Source organism: Glaciimonas sp. OK215 (assembly GCF_057787885.1).
This window is the reverse complement of the sequence record NZ_CM173544.1, coordinates 60329-76943: the sequence shown is the minus strand read 5'-3', so window position 1 is coordinate 76943 and position 16615 is coordinate 60329. Positions and strand designations below refer to the sequence as shown.

The window sequence follows — 16615 nt, the reverse complement described above, 5'->3', positions numbered from 1 at the left end:
TACTTGCTGGGACTACCCGACACTTCCGCACACTCAATCCGGCGTCCAGTCCTTCGACGGCGTCAAATCAAGTGCCGCCGACTTCAATATCTCGACGCACAATTCTTCGTAACTCAATCCGGCCTGTTTCGCCGACATCGGCACCAGCGAATGGCTGGTCATTCCAGGCGAGGTATTGATCTCAAGCAGGAATGGCGCGTTATCGCTTGCGCGCAACATAAAGTCGACCCGCGCCCAGCCTTCGCAACCAATCGCATTGAACGCCTGCACCGCCAGCGACTGTATCTGCTGCGTCAATGCTTCATCCAATGGCGCTGGACATAAATACTTGGTGTCGTCGGTAAAGTATTTGTGCTGATAGTCGTAGTTGCCATCCGGTGCACGTATCTCGACGATCGGCAAAGCGCGCGCGTTACGACCGGCGCCCAGCACCGGCACGGTCAGTTCACGGCCGGCGATGAATTCCTCGGCCAGTACCACCTCGTCATATTTCGCACACAATGCGAAACCGTCATGCATGTCCGAATAACCGACCACCTTGCTGATACCGATGGTCGAGCCTTCATGCGGGGCCTTCAGCATCAACGGAAGCCCCAGCACATCCGGCACCTGACGCAGTTCTTCGCTTGACGAGGTAGCTGAATCGAGTACCAGGAAGCGCGGCGTCGGCAAGCCTGCGCTTTGCCAGACACGCTTGCTCATCACCTTGTCCATGGCAATTGCCGATGCCATGACACCCGGTCCGGTGTAGGGAATACCCAGCTGCTCCAAGGCGCCTTGCATGCTGCCGTCCTCGCCGTAACGCCCGTGCAGCGCGATGAATACGCGATCAAATTTTTCTGCTGCCAGTTCCGCCAGACTGCGTTCAGCCGGATCGAACAAATGGGCATCGACACCTTGGCTTTGCAGCGCTTGCACTACGCCGTTACCCGACATCTTCGAGACTTCGCGCTCGGCCGAACGACCGCCGAACAGCACACCGACTTTTCCGAATTGCGTGGTCATATTTTGCGTGCTCATGTCTTGTTTACTCACTTACGTCTAAAGTGTTCATCCAGAATTCCAAGCTATCCTGCATCCGTTTTAATCCGGTGCCGCCTGATTCACCAACTGTGCTGGCACGCTGCTGATCGAACCGGCTCCCATCGTCATAACAACGTCGCCATCGCGCACAATGTTGACAATCGCGGCATGCATATCTGCAATATCTTCAACAAACACCAGTTCGGCCATGCCGGCGACGCGCAATGCATGCGCCAACGCCCGCCCGTCCGCAGCCACGATGGGCGTTTCACCGGCGGCGTAGACCTCTGCCAGCACCAGCACATCGACGCTGGACAACACCTTGACGAAATCTTCGAACAAATCGCGCGTTCGCGTGTAGCGATGCGGCTGAAACGCCAGCACCAGCCGACGTCCTGGATACGCGCCACGCGCAGCTGAAATCGTTGCCGCGGTTTCGACCGGGTGATGGCCATAATCATCCACCAGTGCGAACGTACCAGCCGCCTTGCTCTCTGTGGCCAGCACAGGAATTTCGCCATAACGGGTAAACCGCCGGCCAACGCCATGAAACTCGGTCAATGCTTTTTGAATTGCGCCATCGGCAATGCCCAGTTCACGCGCGATCGCCACCGCAGCGCAAGCGTTCTGGACGTTATGCATGCCAGGCTGATTCAGGCTGATCGCCATTGGCGCGAACCCATGCTGAATTACGGTAAATTGCATATAACCGGCGACCGCTTTGGCGTCAATCGCCCGCACCTGCGCTTCTTCATGGAAGCCATAGGTGGTGATCGGCTTGGAAATCTGCGGCATGATGGCGCGCACATTCGCATCGTCCATGCACAGCACCGCGACACCATAAAACGGCAAACGCTGGGTGAACTCGACAAAAGCCTGTTTCAACTTGCCGAAATCGTGATCATAGGTTTCCATATGATCGGCATCGATATTCGTGATGACCTCAATCACCGGCGACAAATTCAGGAACGAGGCATCCGACTCATCCGCCTCGGCGACAATGAAGTCGCCAGAGCCCAGTTTGGCGTTTGCACCGGCGCTGGTGAGCCGTCCGCCAATCACGAAGGTGGGATCCAGACCGCCTTCGGCCAGCACACTCGCCACCAGACTGGTGGTCGTGGTTTTACCGTGCGTGCCGGCAATCGCGATGCCGCGCTTGAGACGCATCAACTCGGCCAGCATCACCGCACGCGGCACGACCGGAATATGTCTTTCGCGCGCCGCGACGACTTCCGGGTTATCCGCTTGCACCGCAGTCGAGGTGACGATGGCATTGGCGTTCTGAATATTTTCCGCTGCGTGACCCTTGGTCACTTTGGCACCGAGCTTGGCCAGACGGCGTGTCGCGGCATTGCTGCCGAGATCTGAACCCGACACGGTATAGCCGAGATTGAGCAGCACCTCGGCGATACCGCTCATTCCGGAGCCGCCGATGCCGACAAAATGGATATTTTTAACTTTATGTTTCATGACTGCTCTCTTACCGGACCTGCTAATTCTTCGAGGACCTGCGCAATGGTTTGATTCGCATCGCGCCGGCCGTTTTCATATGCTGCCTGTGCCAGGGCCTGACAATCCTGACGCGTCATGCGCGTCAGCAATGCAGACAGACGCTCTTTACTTAATTCGGCTTGCGGTAAATGAATCGCCGCTTGCCTGGTGGCCATCCAGCGCGCGTTATCGCGCTGATGCGAGGTGGTCGAGGCCACCAGCGGGATCAAAATGCTGGCGACGCCGGCCGCCGTCAATTCGGAAACCGTAATCGCACCCGCACGGCAAACCACCAGATCGGCATCGGCATAACGGCGCGGCATGTCATCAATAAAGGCCACCACTTCAGCTGCGACACCCGCGGCCTGGTAAGCCGCCTGCAGTGCTGCGATATGCTGTTTGCCGGACTGGTGCGTCACACTTGGCCGCAATTCTGCCGGCATCATTGCCAGTGCTGCCGGCAAACAATCGTTGAGCGCCTTGGCGCCCAGACTGCCGCCGACCACCAGCAACCGTAGCGGACCGATCCGGCCGCTGTAACGTTGCTCGGGCAACGGCAATTGCATGATTTCCTGACGCACCGGATTACCGGTCACCTGCGCCTTATCAGCGGCAGCGCCAAACTCCGCAGGGAAACCGAACAACACGCGCTGGGCCAGCGGTGCCAACGCTTTATTCGACAATAGCAACGCGGCGTCCGCATTCACCAGCACCAGCGGCACCCGGCGCAACCGTGCCATGACACCGCCAGGCACCGTGACATAACCGCCCATGCCGAGCACCACGTCAGGCTTGCGCCGGCCGATGATGCCAAAGCAAGCGGGAAAACTGGCCAGCAAACGCCAGACGCCGCGCAAGGTATGCGCAAGACCTTTGCCGCGCAAGCCGGAAAACGTGATGCGATCCATCTCGATGGCGTGACGCGGCACCAGATCGCCTTCCATCCCATGGGTAGTGCCGAGCCAGCTCACTTGCCAGCCGCGTTGCCGCATGGTCTCGGCAATCGCCAGACCGGGGAAAATATGACCGCCGGTACCGGCCGCCATAATCAACAATTTTTTCATTGTCGTCCCCCGCGCATCATGACTCTGTTCTCGTAATCAATTCTCAACAAAATCGCCAATCCGACACAGTTAATCAGTACCCCGGAACCGCCATAACTCATCAGCGGCAAGGTCAAACCCTTGGTGGGCAGCAGGCCCAGATTCACGCCCATATTGATGAAGGTTTGCACCCCGATCCAGATGCCGATGCCCTTGGCGGTCAAGCCGGCAAAAACCTGTTCCATGGCGATCGCCTGACGACCGATCTCAAAAGCGCGCTTGATGATCCAGTAAAACATCATGACCACTACCAGCACGCCGACGAAACCCAGTTCTTCGCCAATCACCGCCAGCAAAAAGTCGGTATGCGCTTCCGGCAAATAGTGCAATTTCTCAACGCTGGCACCAAGGCCGACGCCGAATATTTCGCCGCGACCGAACGCAATCAACGAGTGCGAGAGCTGGTAGGCCTTACCCAATGCATTGTCCTGATCCCATGGATTCAGATAAGCAAAAATCCGCTCGCGACGCCAGGGCGACAGCCAGATCACCATCGAAAACATCACCGCCAGCATCGCCGTAATTCCGCCAAACCAAATTCCGTTAATGCCACCCAAAAACAGAATGCCCATCGCGATGCAGACTATTACGCCAAGTGCGCCAAGGTCCGGCTCCAGCATCAGCAACAATCCAACCAACCCAACCGCCGCTGTCATCGGCAAAAATCCTTTGGTCAGCTTGTGCATCACTTGCTGCTTACGCACGGTGTAGTTGGCAGCGTATAAGACGATGAACAGCTTCATTAATTCCGATGGCTGCAAATTAAAGACGCGGACCGATAACCAGCGCTTGGCGCCATTCACGCCCTTGCCTAAACCCGGCACCAGCACCAGCGCCAGCAATACCAGCGTGATCACAAACAAATACGGTGCCCAGCGTTGCCAGGTGGCGATCCGGATACGGAACGTCGCCAGTCCGGCGACCAGCGAAACGCAGATGAAGATCGCCTGGCGCAGCAGAAAGTTATAACTTTTATAGTTCGAATATTTAGGTGAGTCCGGCAGCGCGATGGACGCCGAATACACCATCACCAGGCCGAACAGCATTAACAACACCACCACCCATACCAGCGGCTGGTCGTACTCCATCATCTTGGAGCGCTGCACGCCGGGCTTGATGCCATCGACCGAGCGCGTCCGTGTTGGTACCTGCGGCTTTTCCGCAGGCTTATCGCCATTCCCTGAAAAAAATGGGAAAGCGAATTTCATAGGCCCACCTCACCGCGTGCCAGCGCCAATTCACGTACCGCCTCGACAAATACCTCGGCACGATGCGCATAATTGCGGAACATGTCGAAACTGGCGCATGCCGGCGACAACAACACCGCATCGCCGGCATGGGCGAATTCAGCCGCACGTTGTACCGCTTGCTCCAGCGTCTCGCAATCGACAATCTCGATTCCCGCTGACAGTAATGCACTATTCACGGCATGGCGGATTGCATCGGCATCGCGGCCGATCAGCACCAGCGCGCGACCGTAGCGCGCCAATGGTTCTGCCAGCGGCGTAAAATCCTGTCCCTTACCGTCGCCGCCGGCAATCAGCACCAGCCGATTCGCGCTGGCGCTGCCGTCCGGGCCGCGCCCTAAACCATTCAGCGCGGCCACCGTGGCGCCAACGTTGGTGCCTTTACTGTCGTCATAATAGGCAACCCCGCCGATGCTCGTCACCAGTTCCACCCGGTGCGGCTCACCGCGATATTCACGCAGGCCATGCAACAGCGCCGCAAACGGCAAACCGATCGCCCGCCCCAAGGCCAGCGCCGCCAAAGCATTGGCGGCGTTGTGCTGACCGCGAATCCGTAATGCATCGGCCGGCATCAAACGCTTGATGCTGACGGGCAGTACTTCGACCTGATGCTTCTTGCCGCGTTTTTTCTCACTTTCTTCAGCAACTTCGACGGCCACCGCCAGCCACTGCATGCCGTTCTCATTCGTCAGGCCAAAACAATCCGCCTGATCGGGTTCATCGACGCCAAAGGTAATACTTGCGGCATTCGCCCACTGCATCACCAGAGCGTCGTCGCGATTCAACACGCGCACAGTGTTTGCCCCAAAAATGCGCGCCTTGTCGGCGGCATAGGCGGCCATGTCGCCATGCCAGTCGAGGTGATCCTGCGTCAGGTTCAATACCGTGGCGGCGTCTGCCTGCAGGCTGTAAGTCGTATGCAACTGGAAGCTGGATAACTCCAGCACCCATATGTGCGGCAGGGTTTCCTGATCCAGCGCAGTCCGCAATACGTCCAGCGCCGCGGGGCTGATATTGCCGGCTACCTGTACCGTCAACCCCGCGCGTTGACACAGCAGGCCGGTCAGACTGGTGACGGTCGTTTTGCCGTTGGTGCCAGTGATGGCGATCACTTTCGGCGCATACGCCTGACTTTCGCGCAGAGCGGCCAGCGCTTGCGCAAACAGCTCGATCTCACCCCATACCGGCATCCCGGCGGCCGCTGCTGCGGGAATAATTTCCTTCAGTTCGCGAGTCGGCGCCAGTCCCGGACTGACCGCAGCAAAATCGATGCCTTCCAGCAGCCTTGGATGAAAAATACCATCGTCGCTACCACCGATAAATTCGACGTCCGGAACCGCCTGTTGCAATTGCTGCAAACGTTCCGGCGCATCGCGCGTATCGGCAACGCGCAGCGTCGCACCGCAGCGCGCCAGCCACAAGGCGATTGCCAGCCCGGATTCACCCAGGCCCAGCACCAGAACATGTTTACCCGTGTAATTCATTACAGCTCTTTACCTTAACTTCAACGTTGACAATCCAAACAGCACGAGAATCATCGTGATGATCCAGAAACGTACGACCACTTGCGTTTCTTTCCAGCCTTTTTGTTCATAGTGATGGTGCAACGGCGCCATCAACAACACGCGGCGACCGACGCCAAAACGCATCTTGGTGTATTTGAAATAGATCACTTGCAACATCACCGACAGAGTTTCGACCACGAAGATCCCGCCCATGATGAATAGCAATATTTCCTGCCGCACAATCACCGCGATAGTGCCAAGCGCGCCGCCTAACGCCAGTGCGCCAACGTCGCCCATGAAAACCTGGGCGGGATAGGCGTTGTACCAAAGGAAAGCCAGTCCGGCGCCCGCCATCGCGCCGCAGAAGATCAACAATTCGCCGGCGCCGGGAATGTGCGGAATCAGCAAATATTTGGCGAAAGTAAAGTTACCCGTCAGATACGCAAACAAACCCAGCGCTGAACCGACCAATACGGTCGGCATGATGGCCAGGCCATCCAGACCGTCGGTCAGATTGACTGCGTTACTCGTGCCGACGATGACGAAATAGGTCAACGCCATGAAGCCCCAGACACCCAGCGGGTAACTGACGGTCTTGAAAAACGGCACGATCAAGTCGGCCTTCGGCGGCAAATCCATGCTGAAACCGGATTTAATCCAGGCCACAAACAAATCCCAGACCTGCAAATTGGTCGCGCCCGCTACTGAAAATGCGAGGTAGATCGCCGCCACCACACCGATCAGCGATTGCCAGAAATACTTTTCACGCGAACGCATGCCATTCGGGTCTTTGTAGACCACCTTGCGATAGTCATCGACCCAGCCGATTGCGCCAAAACCCAGCGTCACCACCAGCACGATCCAGACAAAACGATTGCTGAGATCGCTCCATAGCAAGCTCGAAATCCCGATCGCGATCAGAATCAGCACGCCGCCCATGGTCGGCGTACCGGATTTGATCAAGTGCGTTTGCGGACCGTCGGTGCGCACCGCTTGCCCGACTTTCAGACGCGCCAGCATGCGGATCACGCTCGGTCCGGCGACCAGGCCAATCGCCAGCGACGTCAGCGTAGCGAATACCGCACGGAAGGTGAGAAAGTTAAACACGCGCAGAAAACTGAAATCCTGCTGAAAGTTTTGCGCCAGCCAAAGCAGCATTAGTGAGTCTCCTGTGATGATGAATGAACGACACCAGCTACGCTCACCAGATGCTGAACCACACGCTCCATTTGCATGAAGCGAGAGCCTTTTACTAGTACCGTCGTGCCAGACGTCATAATGGAATCGACAGCGGCAATCAGTGCCGCGATGTCGTTGAAGTGTTGCGCTGCTGCGCCGAAGGCCTGGCTGGCATCGACTGCCAGCGCACCGAATGTCAGCAGATCGGTAATGCCGCGTTGGCGCGCATAAGCACCGATTTCCTGATGAAATCGTGGACCGTCATTGCCGACCTCGCCCATGTCGCCCAGCACCAACAGACGCGGCGCCGCAGCTTGTGCCAGCACGTCTATCGCTGCGCGTACCGAATCCGGATTGGCGTTGTAAGTGTCATCTATCACCAAAGCACCGGCACAAGCGGTGTGCTGCGCCAGTTTGCGCTGCAAGCGACCGCTGACCGGAGCAAAGGATTCCAGACCGCGTTGAATGGCCGCGACCTCGACCCCTATCGCCAGGGTGCAGGCAATTGCCGCCAGCGCATTGCGCACATTGTGTTCGCCAGCGGCGTCAAGGCGCACCGCAAATGCCTGCGTGGGCGTGCTGACTTGCAAGTCGCTGCCAAATACGGTCGGCTGATAAGTACAGCGCACATCGGCATCCGCGGACAAGCCAAAAGTCATGCAGCCGGCCTTGTTCGCAGCATAGCCGCGCCACAACCCGGTGTATGGATCATCCGCCGGGAATACCGCAATCCCGTGCACCGGCAAGGCCTTGATTACCGCGCCGTTTTCTTTGGCAACCGCCTCGACGCTGGCCATGAATTCCTGATGTTCGCGTTGCGCATTATTCACCAGCGCGACAGTCGGCTCGGCAATGGCGGCCAGCAGCGCGATTTCGCCGGGATGATTCATGCCGAGTTCGACCACTGCCGCCTGATGACCGGCATCCAGTCGTTGCAGGGTCAGCGGCACGCCTATCTCGTTATTCAGATTGCCACGGGTCGCCAGATAGCCGTCGGCACCGAACGCCGCTGCCAGAATCGCGGCGATCATTTCCTTGACCGTGGTTTTGCCGTTGCTGCCGGTCACGGCGATCAATGGCAAAGAAAATTGCCGACGCCAGCCGTTCGCAATTGCGCCCAGTGCGCTACGCGTATCGGCCACCACCAGTGCCGGCACCGATGCATTCGCCGGCGCGCGCTCAACCACCAGCGCGCCGACACCTTGGGCCACGACCTGATCCAGAAAGTCGTGGGCGTCGAAGCGCTCGCCGCGTAAAGCGACAAACAGATTACCCGCTACGACCGCACGGCTGTCCGTGGTGAGTCCATTGACGACAGCATTGTCGGCATCCGCAGTGCCGACAACACTGACCTGCTGTTGCCGTGACTGCAGCCAGGATTGCAATTCTGTTAGTGAGGCCTTGATCATGCGGCACCACCTTTCGTCGTCGCGCGCGACGCTAACGCCAACGCAGCATGATCGGCATCCAAAAACGGCAATTTCTTTCCTTTGATTTCCTGATAGGTTTCGTGCCCTTTGCCAGCCAGCAGCACCACATCGGCTTTACCGGCCTTACGCACCGCACGCAAAATCGCAGCAGCCCGGTCTGCCTGCGTCTGTGCGCTTGCCGCTGACTTCATGCCGCGCAGAATCTGCTCAATGATGACGGCCGGATCTTCGCTGCGCGGATTGTCGCTGGTGACGATCAAGTGGTCCGCCAACTCTGCGACTGCCCCCATCTGCGGCCGTTTGCCCGGATCGCGATCGCCGCCGCAACCGAATACACACCACAACTCGCCGCCGCGCTGCTGCGCCACCTGACGCAAAGTCAGCAATGTTTTTTCCAGCGCATCCGGGGTGTGCGCGTAATCAATCACAATTAGCGGCGCATCATGCCCACCAAATTGCTCCATGCGTCCCGGAACCGCAGTCAGCCGTTCAATCGCGTTGAGCGCCGCGTCCCATGCGATCCCTTTGGCGAGTAGCACGCCGAAGATGCCTAGCACGTTACTGACATTAAACTGGCCAACCAGCTGCGTTTTAATCTGGCCGCTACCGAACGGCGAGTCCAGGTGGAATACCGTGCCGCTAGCGCTGGTACGCACCGCGCTCGCGCGCAATATCGGAAACTCGCCCAACGCCGCAGCCGCCTCCATCGCCAAATCCGTCAATGCGTAGCCGATAACCGCTATCGGCGCGCCTTTTTGTTGCAGATGGCGCACCAGGCGTATGCCCATCTCATCGTCCAGATTAATCACCGCATGCTGCAAGCCTGGCCAGTCAAACAGCGCTCGCTTGGCCGCTTCGTAGCTCGCCATATCACCGTGATAATCGAGATGATCGCGGGTGAAATTGGTGAACAATGCAATATCGACATGCATGCCGTTCAGCCGGCCCTGGTCGAGGCCGATAGACGACGCCTCGATCGCCAGCGCCTGTACTCCCGCCTGTTGCAGTCTGGTTAACTCGCCCTGCAGCAGGACCGCATCGGGCGTGGTGTAACCTGTGACCTCGAATTCGGCCTGCTGCTGCGGGGCAAAGATGCCGACACCCAGCGTGCCGATCACACCGGTGGCTTGCCCCAGTTGCGCCAATGCGTGTCCTAACCATTGACTGCATGAAGTCTTGCCATTGGTACCGGTCACCGCAATGATGCTCATGTCCCGGTCGGGCTGTTGATAAAAACCGTTCGCGATCGGACCGGCGATTTTTTTCAACCCATCGACCGCCAGATGCGGCACCTCCCAGGCCGCATCCCAATTAAACTGATCGGCCTCATACAGCACGCCGCCAGCGCCATTTTGCAGTGCCTGGGCAATGTATGCGCGGCCATCGGCATCATCGCCCGGATAGGCAAAAAATACATCGCCGACATTAATTTTGCGCGAGTCGGACACCAGCGCGAAGGTCGGCCGCGCCGGCGTTGCAAGCCCCTGCAACCATGTCTGGATAGTAGCCAGCTCAGATACCGTGGCAGTCATCAGAAGCTCTCCTTTGGACCATCGGCTGGGATAATGATGTCGGTGATGCTCGAGTCAGGTTGAATATTTAACGTCCGCAATGCATTGGCAACCACCGTCGCAAACACCGGCGCGGCCACATCTCCGCCAAAGTGCGAGCCGACGCTGGGCTCATCGATCATCACCGCGACGATCAGGCGAGGATCGGAGGCCGGCGCGAAACCCACAAAATCGGCAATATATTTCTTGACGTATTTACCACCTTCGATCTTGTAGGCAGTACCCGTTTTGCCGCCCACCCGATAACCGGGCACCTGTGCTTTCGGTGCCGTACCGCCTGGCGCGGTCACCCGTTCCAGCATGGCACGCATGGTGAGCGCAGTCTTTTCGGAGACCACGCGCTGACCGACCGGCGGCTCGGTTACTTTTTGGAATGACAACGGGATCAGATCGCCGTTGCGTGCAAAAATCGTGTAAGCGTGCGCCATCTGGATCAGCGATACCGAGATCCCGTGGCCGTAGCTCATGGTCGCCTGCTCAATCGGGCGCCATGATTTAAAGGGACGTACACGACCGGCGACAGCCCCGGGGAAACCAAACTTTGGTTGCTGACCAAGGCCCACGGTGGTGAACATTTCCCACATCTCTTCGGCCGGCATTTGCAGTGCGATCTTGGCGGTGCCGAGATTGGATGATTTCTGGATGATCTGAGCGACGCTCATCGTCAGCAAGCCGTGCGGATGCGAATCGCCGATGGTGGCAGTGCCTATCGTCATTTTATCGGGAACCTGAAAGGTGGTGTCTGCCTGCACGCGATTGGTGTCAAGCGCCAATGCCACGGTGAATGGTTTCAGCGTTGAACCGGGCTCAAAGGTATCGGTCATCACGCGATTGCGCAATTGTGCACCGGTGAGTACCGAGCGGTCGTTGGGGTTATAGCTGGGCAGATTGGCCAATGCCAGCACCTCGCCGCTTTTGGCGTCGACCACCACGATGCCGCCGGCTTTGGCTTTGAACTTTTCAACCGCTTCTTTCAGCTGCGTGAAGGCAATGTACTGAATCTTGCTATCAATCGACAACACCAGATCATGGCCGTCATGCGGCTCCTTGACTGCTTCGATATCTTCAACGATACGACCAAGACGGTCTTTAATGACGCGCCGGCTGCCGGTTGTTCCCGCCAACGATTTTTGCTGTGACAGTTCCATGCCGTCCTGCCCGGCATCTTCGACGTTGGTAAAACCAACCACGTGCGCCGCCACCTCACCTTCCGGATAGAAGCGCTTGTATTCCGGCCGAGTTTCGATGCCGGCAATACCCAGCTTGGCGATCTGGTCCGAGGCATCCTTTTCGACTTGCCGCTTCAGGTAAACAAAACTACGGTCAGAATCGAGTTTTTTTGTTAACTCGGCCTGCGTCATATCCAGCAGCCTGGCCAGCGCTTGCAACTTTTCCGGCGGCGCTTGCTGAACGTCGTCGGGAATCGCCCAGACCGCCTTGACCGGTACCGATGACGCCAATACCTGACCGTTGCGATCTGTAATCTTGCCGCGTGTCGCTGGCAATTCCAGCGTGCGGGCGTAGCGCGAGGCACCCTGTTTTTGCAAAAAGTCGGTAGACACTCCCTGTAACCACAACGCCCTTGCCACCAAGGCCAGAAAAGCGGCAAACAGCATGAACAGCACGACGCGCGAACGCCATGTCGGCAATCTGACTTTCAATACCGGGCTGGCGGAAAAAGGCACACCTTTGGAAGCAGCGGTACGCGGAGGATTACGCGTCATTTGCCCCCCGTCATCAAATACTGGGTGCGTTCCGGTGTCAACGGCACCATATTGAGGTCGCGCCGGGCGCTGGCTTCAATTCTTGCGTTCTTGCCCAGCGTCGATTGATCGAGTTGCAATTGCGCCCACTCGATATCCAGTTGCCGCGCCTGGCTTTGTGCCCGCTCCAATTCGATGAATAGCTGGCGCGCCTGGTACTGTGCGTTGACGAGTGCCAGCGCGCACAGCACTAAAGCCAGCGCCAACACGAAATTGAGACGGCCGGTCATGCCTGAGTTCCAGGCGTGGCACCGGGTTTTGGACTGTCGGCGAGACGCTCACCGACGCGCATGATGGCAGAACGGGCACGCGGATTGGCGGCGACTTCGGCGTCAGAGGGTTTAACCCGCGACACCAGCTTCAACTGCGGCTGCGGCAAATCGACTGCGCGAATCGGCAGGCGACGGTCAGGCTGCGGTAGCTTGGCTTTGGAGGCCATGTACTGTTTGACGATGCGATCTTCCAGCGAATGAAAACTGATCACGACCAATCTCCCCTGCAGCGACATCTGTCCAAACGCCTGATCCAGGACTATTTCGAGTTCTTCAAGCTCTTTATTGATGAAAATCCGTATAGCTTGAAAGGTGCGAGTGGCCGGGTCTTTACCTTTCTCGCGGGTTTTGACAGCGTTTGCCACGATCGCGGCAAGCTGTCGTGTGGTTGAAATTGGCTGGACTGCCCGGCCAGCAACAATCGCCTTTGCAATCTGAACAGCAAACCGTTCTTCCCCATATTCCCGCACTACCTTTCCAATTGTTTGTTCATCCGCGATCGCCAGCCACGCCGCTGCGGACATGCCGCGCGTAGTATCCATGCGCATATCAAGCGGACCATCCGCGCGAAAGCTGAAACCCCGGCTGGCATCGTCCACCTGAGGCGATGAAATCCCAAGATCCAGCAACACGCCATCTACTTGCGCAATATTGCGTTCCTGCAAAGCCTCTGCCATCGTTGCAAAACTGTCATGCACGATCTCAAAACGCGGATCGACGATGGTGTTCGCGGTCGCAATCGCTTGCGGGTCCTTATCGAACGCAATCAGGCGGCCGCGCGGCCCCAGGCTTTCTAAAATTTTCCGGCTGTGTCCACCACGGCCGAACGTGCCATCGACATAAATGCCGTCCGCACGCAGGCCGGTAATGTTCAATGCATCTACAGCTTCATCCAGCAACACCGTGCGGTGCTGGAATTCGGGCACCGATTGTTCAGTCATCTTGGCGCCGTCAGAATGAAAAGTTACTTAACACTTCGGGCATGCCAGCCGCCACCGCTTGCGACTCGCTCTCGGCCAGCTTGGCTGCATCCCAAATCTCGAAATGACTTCCCATTCCCAACAACATCACTTCACGCGACAAGCCAACTGCCGTGCGCAATTCCGGAGCGATCAAAATCCGCCCTGCAGAATCGAGCTCGACATCAGAGGCATTGCCAAGAAAAATACGTTGCCAGGCACGCGCCGACATCGGCCAGGCCGCGATTTGCTCGCGATGACTTTCCCATGTCGGGCGCGGGAAGAGCAGCAGGCAGCCATGCGGGTGCTTGGTGACGGTCAGGCGACCTGCACACTGAACGGTCAGCGCGTCACGATGCTTGGACGGCACAGACATCCGTCCTTTTGCATCGAGATTTAACGCTGACGCACCCTGAAACACCGCAGACTCCTATTGAATTATTTGGACAGTGGAAAAATTTTGCACCGACAACAGCAAAATGCCCCACAAAAATACACTTTTTCACACTAGCACCCACTTTAGAGGATGCATTATGTGCGGTCAAGCCATTTAGCCCATGTGATTTGCAAATTTTTGTGTAAAGTCAATGACTTAGCGAATCTTCTCAACAACTCCAGAGATACTCGGAATCCAAATACCTCAATAAATGAAGGACTTACAAAACACTATAAAAGTCGCATCTGAGATAAACACATGTGTTTTGCGCGCATCACTATTCGCAAAACCGCGCAATTGGCTTGCGGCGCCATTCGGATTTAAGCAACAACTGGAGGTCCGACTGAGGATGAGACGAACACGCTTGTGCACCTAAAAGATCTGGCAGCCAGCTAGCCGATTAAACGACCACCCTTGACGCGCAAGCCCTTTTTCGCCAGCGCGGGAGCTAGCGCCCCCAGCGTCGCCAGCGCATCGCCGCTGTGCGCATGACAGATCGCGACCGCCAATGCATCGGCAGCATCGGTACCTGGCAAGCCAGGCAAAGACAGCAGGCGCTGCACCATGTCCTGGACTTGCTGCTTTTGCGCCTTGCCATGCCCTGCCACCGCTTGCTTGATTTGCAACGCAGTATATTCAGCCACCGGCAAATCGGCGCTTACCAACGCGCAGATCGCCGCACCACGGGCTTGACCAAGCAACAGAGTTGATTGCGGATTGACGTTGACGAAGACGATTTCGATCGCCGAACAGTCTGGGGAATACGTACGCACCACTTCGGAAACGCTGGCGAGTATGACCTTCAGACGTTGCGGCAAAGTGGCATCCGGGGTTTTGATGGTGCCCGACGCGACATAGGTCAGCTTGTGGCCCTGCTTGTCGATCACACCAAAGCCGGTGGTACGCAAACCGGGATCGATACCGAGAATTCTCATATACGGACGGAAGACTAACTCAGAGCGCTTGCAGCTCACCGATCAGCCGGCGAGCCCAGACGCAACATTGATGGCGACGATCGTTTAACCAAACAGCAACGACAGTCGCCTGACGCAGGCTTAATGACGGAAATGACGGGTGCCGGTCAACAACATGACCACCCCATGCTCGTCGGCGGCATCAATCACTTCCTGATCACGCATCGAGCCGCCCGGTTGAATCACGCAAGTTGCGCCAGCATCGACAACGACATCCAGACCGTCACGGAACGGGAAGAATGCATCCGAAGCAACCGCCGAACCGACCAGCGACAGGCCGGCGTTTTGCGCCTTGATCGAAGCGATGCGGGCAGAGTCGACACGACTCATCTGACCGGCACCGACGCCCAGCGTCATGCCATTGCCGCAAAAAACGATGGCGTTCGACTTGACAAACTTGGCCACGCGCCAGGCGAACATCAGGTCTTGCAGCTGTTGCTGGGTTGGCTGTTTTTTGCTGACCACTTTGATTTCCGCCAGCGCGACGTTCCTGGCATCCGGCGCTTGCACCAGCAAGCCGCCGCCAACGCGCTTGAAGTCGTACGTATTCAGGCCTTTACCGAGCGAAATTTCCAGCAGACGCACGTTTTGTTTGCCGGCGAAAATTTGCTTGGCCTGCTCGGTAAACGATGGCGCGATCAGGACTTCGACAAATTGCTTGGCAACGGCTTCGGCAGCGCTGCCATCCACTTCCTGGTTGAACGCGATGATGCCGCCGAAAGCCGAGGTCGGGTCAGTTTGAAATGCCTTGCTGTAGGCTTCCAGCACGTTCGCACCCACAGCAACGCCGCACGGATTGGCATGTTTTACGATGACACAGGCAGTTTCGTCGAAGGTCTTGACACATTCCCACGCGGCGTCGGCGTCGGCGATGTTGTTGTAGGACAGCTCTTTTCCTTGCAATTGGCGGTAATTCGCCAGGGCACCTTGCATCTGGTTGATATCGCGGTAAAAGGCAGCCGACTGATGCGGATTTTCACCGTAACGCATTTCTTGTACTTTTTCGAAATGCAGGTTGAGCGTGGCTGGGTAGGCGCTGCGCGTCGCGTGCTGCTTGTCTTCACCGAGCGCAGTGAAATAGTTGGTAATAGCGCCATCGTATTGCGCGGTGTGAGCGAAGACTTTCTTGGCCAAGGCAAATTTGGTTTCGTAAGTGGCTTCGCCCTGATTCGCCGTCAACTCGGCCAGCACCTTGGCGTAGTCGGATGGATCGCATAGCACAATCACATCTTTGTGATTCTTGGCCGCCGAGCGCAACATGGCGGGACCGCCGATGTCGATGTTTTCGATCGCATCTTCCAGCGTGCACTGTTCCTTGGCGATGGTCTGCTGGAATGGGTACAGATTGACCACCACCATATCGATGGTAGGAATCTGATGTTGTGCCAACGCGTCAACGTGCTCGGGAAAATCACGGCGCGCCAGAATGCCGCCATGTACTTTGGGGTGTAGTGTCTTGACGCGTCCATCCAGCATTTCCGGGAAACCAGTGTAATCCGCGACTTCGGTCACCTTGATGCCGTTGTCTGCAAGTAGCTTGGCGGTACCGCCGGTCGACAGAATATTCACACCCAGCGCGGCCAGCTCGCGGGAAAATTCGAGAATGCCGGTCTTGTCGGAGACGGATATGAGAGCTTGTTTAATCATGGTGGGGGAACTCGG

At 57.4% G+C, this 16615-nt stretch carries 14 protein-coding genes; all 14 read right to left on the bottom strand.

The window, feature by feature from the left end:
* Nucleotides 1-33: 33 nt before the first annotated feature.
* Entirely contained in the window at nt 34-1020 is a 987-nt protein-coding gene (locus AC3CHX_RS00360) for a D-alanine--D-alanine ligase (protein WP_488631537.1), read from the bottom strand.
* Between the two features lie 63 nt (nt 1021-1083).
* Nucleotides 1084-2493: a UDP-N-acetylmuramate--L-alanine ligase gene (gene murC / locus AC3CHX_RS00355; protein ID WP_488631536.1), complete on the bottom strand. Its 1410-nt coding sequence runs from the start codon at nt 2491-2493 to the stop codon at nt 1084-1086.
* Nucleotides 2490-3578, bottom strand: coding sequence for an undecaprenyldiphospho-muramoylpentapeptide beta-N-acetylglucosaminyltransferase (gene murG / locus AC3CHX_RS00350; protein ID WP_488631535.1), 1089 nt, complete (start codon nt 3576-3578; stop codon nt 2490-2492). The genes murC and murG overlap by 4 nt, the downstream gene beginning before the upstream one ends.
* Entirely contained in the window at nt 3575-4825 is a 1251-nt protein-coding gene (ftsW, locus tag AC3CHX_RS00345; protein WP_488631534.1) for a putative lipid II flippase FtsW, read from the bottom strand. Before ftsW ends, murG begins: the two co-directional genes overlap by 4 nt.
* A complete protein-coding gene (gene murD / locus AC3CHX_RS00340) occupies nt 4822-6348 on the bottom strand; it encodes a UDP-N-acetylmuramoyl-L-alanine--D-glutamate ligase (protein ID WP_488631533.1) in 1527 nt (508 codons plus the stop codon). Before murD ends, ftsW begins: the two co-directional genes overlap by 4 nt.
* A 9-nt stretch (nt 6349-6357) precedes the next feature.
* A complete protein-coding gene (gene mraY, locus AC3CHX_RS00335) occupies nt 6358-7527 on the bottom strand; it encodes a phospho-N-acetylmuramoyl-pentapeptide-transferase (protein WP_488631532.1) in 1170 nt (389 codons plus the stop codon).
* On the bottom strand, nt 7527-8957 hold the full coding sequence (locus AC3CHX_RS00330) for a UDP-N-acetylmuramoyl-tripeptide--D-alanyl-D-alanine ligase (RefSeq protein WP_488631531.1): 1431 nt from the start codon (nt 8955-8957) through the stop codon (nt 7527-7529). The genes mraY and AC3CHX_RS00330 overlap by 1 nt, the downstream gene beginning before the upstream one ends.
* Entirely contained in the window at nt 8954-10510 is a 1557-nt protein-coding gene (locus tag AC3CHX_RS00325; RefSeq protein ID WP_488631530.1) for a UDP-N-acetylmuramoyl-L-alanyl-D-glutamate--2,6-diaminopimelate ligase, read from the bottom strand. The genes AC3CHX_RS00330 and AC3CHX_RS00325 overlap by 4 nt, the downstream gene beginning before the upstream one ends.
* Nucleotides 10510-12273 (bottom strand): peptidoglycan D,D-transpeptidase FtsI family protein, encoded by a 1764-nt coding sequence (locus AC3CHX_RS00320; protein WP_488631529.1) that lies wholly within the window; start codon nt 12271-12273, stop codon nt 10510-10512. The genes AC3CHX_RS00325 and AC3CHX_RS00320 overlap by 1 nt, the downstream gene beginning before the upstream one ends.
* Nucleotides 12270-12542, bottom strand: coding sequence for a cell division protein FtsL (gene ftsL, locus AC3CHX_RS00315; protein ID WP_488631528.1), 273 nt, complete (start codon nt 12540-12542; stop codon nt 12270-12272). The genes AC3CHX_RS00320 and ftsL overlap by 4 nt, the downstream gene beginning before the upstream one ends.
* Entirely contained in the window at nt 12539-13525 is a 987-nt protein-coding gene (gene rsmH, locus AC3CHX_RS00310; RefSeq protein ID WP_488631527.1) for a 16S rRNA (cytosine(1402)-N(4))-methyltransferase RsmH, read from the bottom strand. The genes ftsL and rsmH overlap by 4 nt, the downstream gene beginning before the upstream one ends.
* A gap of 10 nt (nt 13526-13535) precedes the next feature.
* Nucleotides 13536-13964 (bottom strand): division/cell wall cluster transcriptional repressor MraZ, encoded by a 429-nt coding sequence (gene mraZ, locus AC3CHX_RS00305; RefSeq protein ID WP_488631526.1) that lies wholly within the window; start codon nt 13962-13964, stop codon nt 13536-13538.
* 407 nt (nt 13965-14371) lie between these two features.
* The gene (ruvC, locus tag AC3CHX_RS00300) at nt 14372-14914 is read right to left on the bottom strand and encodes a crossover junction endodeoxyribonuclease RuvC (RefSeq protein WP_488631525.1); all 543 of its coding nucleotides are present in this window, start codon (nt 14912-14914) and stop codon (nt 14372-14374) included.
* A gap of 120 nt (nt 14915-15034) precedes the next feature.
* Nucleotides 15035-16600, bottom strand: coding sequence for a bifunctional phosphoribosylaminoimidazolecarboxamide formyltransferase/IMP cyclohydrolase (gene purH, locus AC3CHX_RS00295; RefSeq protein ID WP_488631524.1), 1566 nt, complete (start codon nt 16598-16600; stop codon nt 15035-15037).
* Nucleotides 16601-16615 lie beyond the last annotated feature (15 nt).

Excerpts from the sequence above, each read along its gene's own strand:
- AC3CHX_RS00360 (WP_488631537.1), bottom strand. The coding sequence starts at position 1,020 with ATGAGCACGCAAAATATGACCACGCAATTCGGAAAAGTCGGTGTGCTG.
- ruvC (WP_488631525.1), bottom strand. The coding sequence starts at position 14,914 with ATGAGAATTCTCGGTATCGATCCCGGTTTGCGTACCACCGGCTTTGGT.
- ftsL (WP_488631528.1), bottom strand. The coding sequence starts at position 12,542 with ATGACCGGCCGTCTCAATTTCGTGTTGGCGCTGGCTTTAGTGCTGTGC.
- murG (WP_488631535.1), bottom strand. The coding sequence starts at position 3,578 with ATGAAAAAATTGTTGATTATGGCGGCCGGTACCGGCGGTCATATTTTC.
- mraY (WP_488631532.1), bottom strand. The coding sequence starts at position 7,527 with ATGCTGCTTTGGCTGGCGCAAAACTTTCAGCAGGATTTCAGTTTTCTG.
- AC3CHX_RS00320 (WP_488631529.1), bottom strand. The coding sequence starts at position 12,273 with ATGACGCGTAATCCTCCGCGTACCGCTGCTTCCAAAGGTGTGCCTTTT.
- ftsW (WP_488631534.1), bottom strand. The coding sequence starts at position 4,825 with ATGAAATTCGCTTTCCCATTTTTTTCAGGGAATGGCGATAAGCCTGCG.
- murD (WP_488631533.1), bottom strand. The coding sequence starts at position 6,348 with ATGAATTACACGGGTAAACATGTTCTGGTGCTGGGCCTGGGTGAATCC.
- AC3CHX_RS00325 (WP_488631530.1), bottom strand. The coding sequence starts at position 10,510 with ATGACTGCCACGGTATCTGAGCTGGCTACTATCCAGACATGGTTGCAG.
- murC (WP_488631536.1), bottom strand. The coding sequence starts at position 2,493 with ATGAAACATAAAGTTAAAAATATCCATTTTGTCGGCATCGGCGGCTCC.
- rsmH (WP_488631527.1), bottom strand. The coding sequence starts at position 13,525 with ATGACTGAACAATCGGTGCCCGAATTCCAGCACCGCACGGTGTTGCTG.
- AC3CHX_RS00330 (WP_488631531.1), bottom strand. The coding sequence starts at position 8,957 with ATGATCAAGGCCTCACTAACAGAATTGCAATCCTGGCTGCAGTCACGG.
- purH (WP_488631524.1), bottom strand. The coding sequence starts at position 16,600 with ATGATTAAACAAGCTCTCATATCCGTCTCCGACAAGACCGGCATTCTC.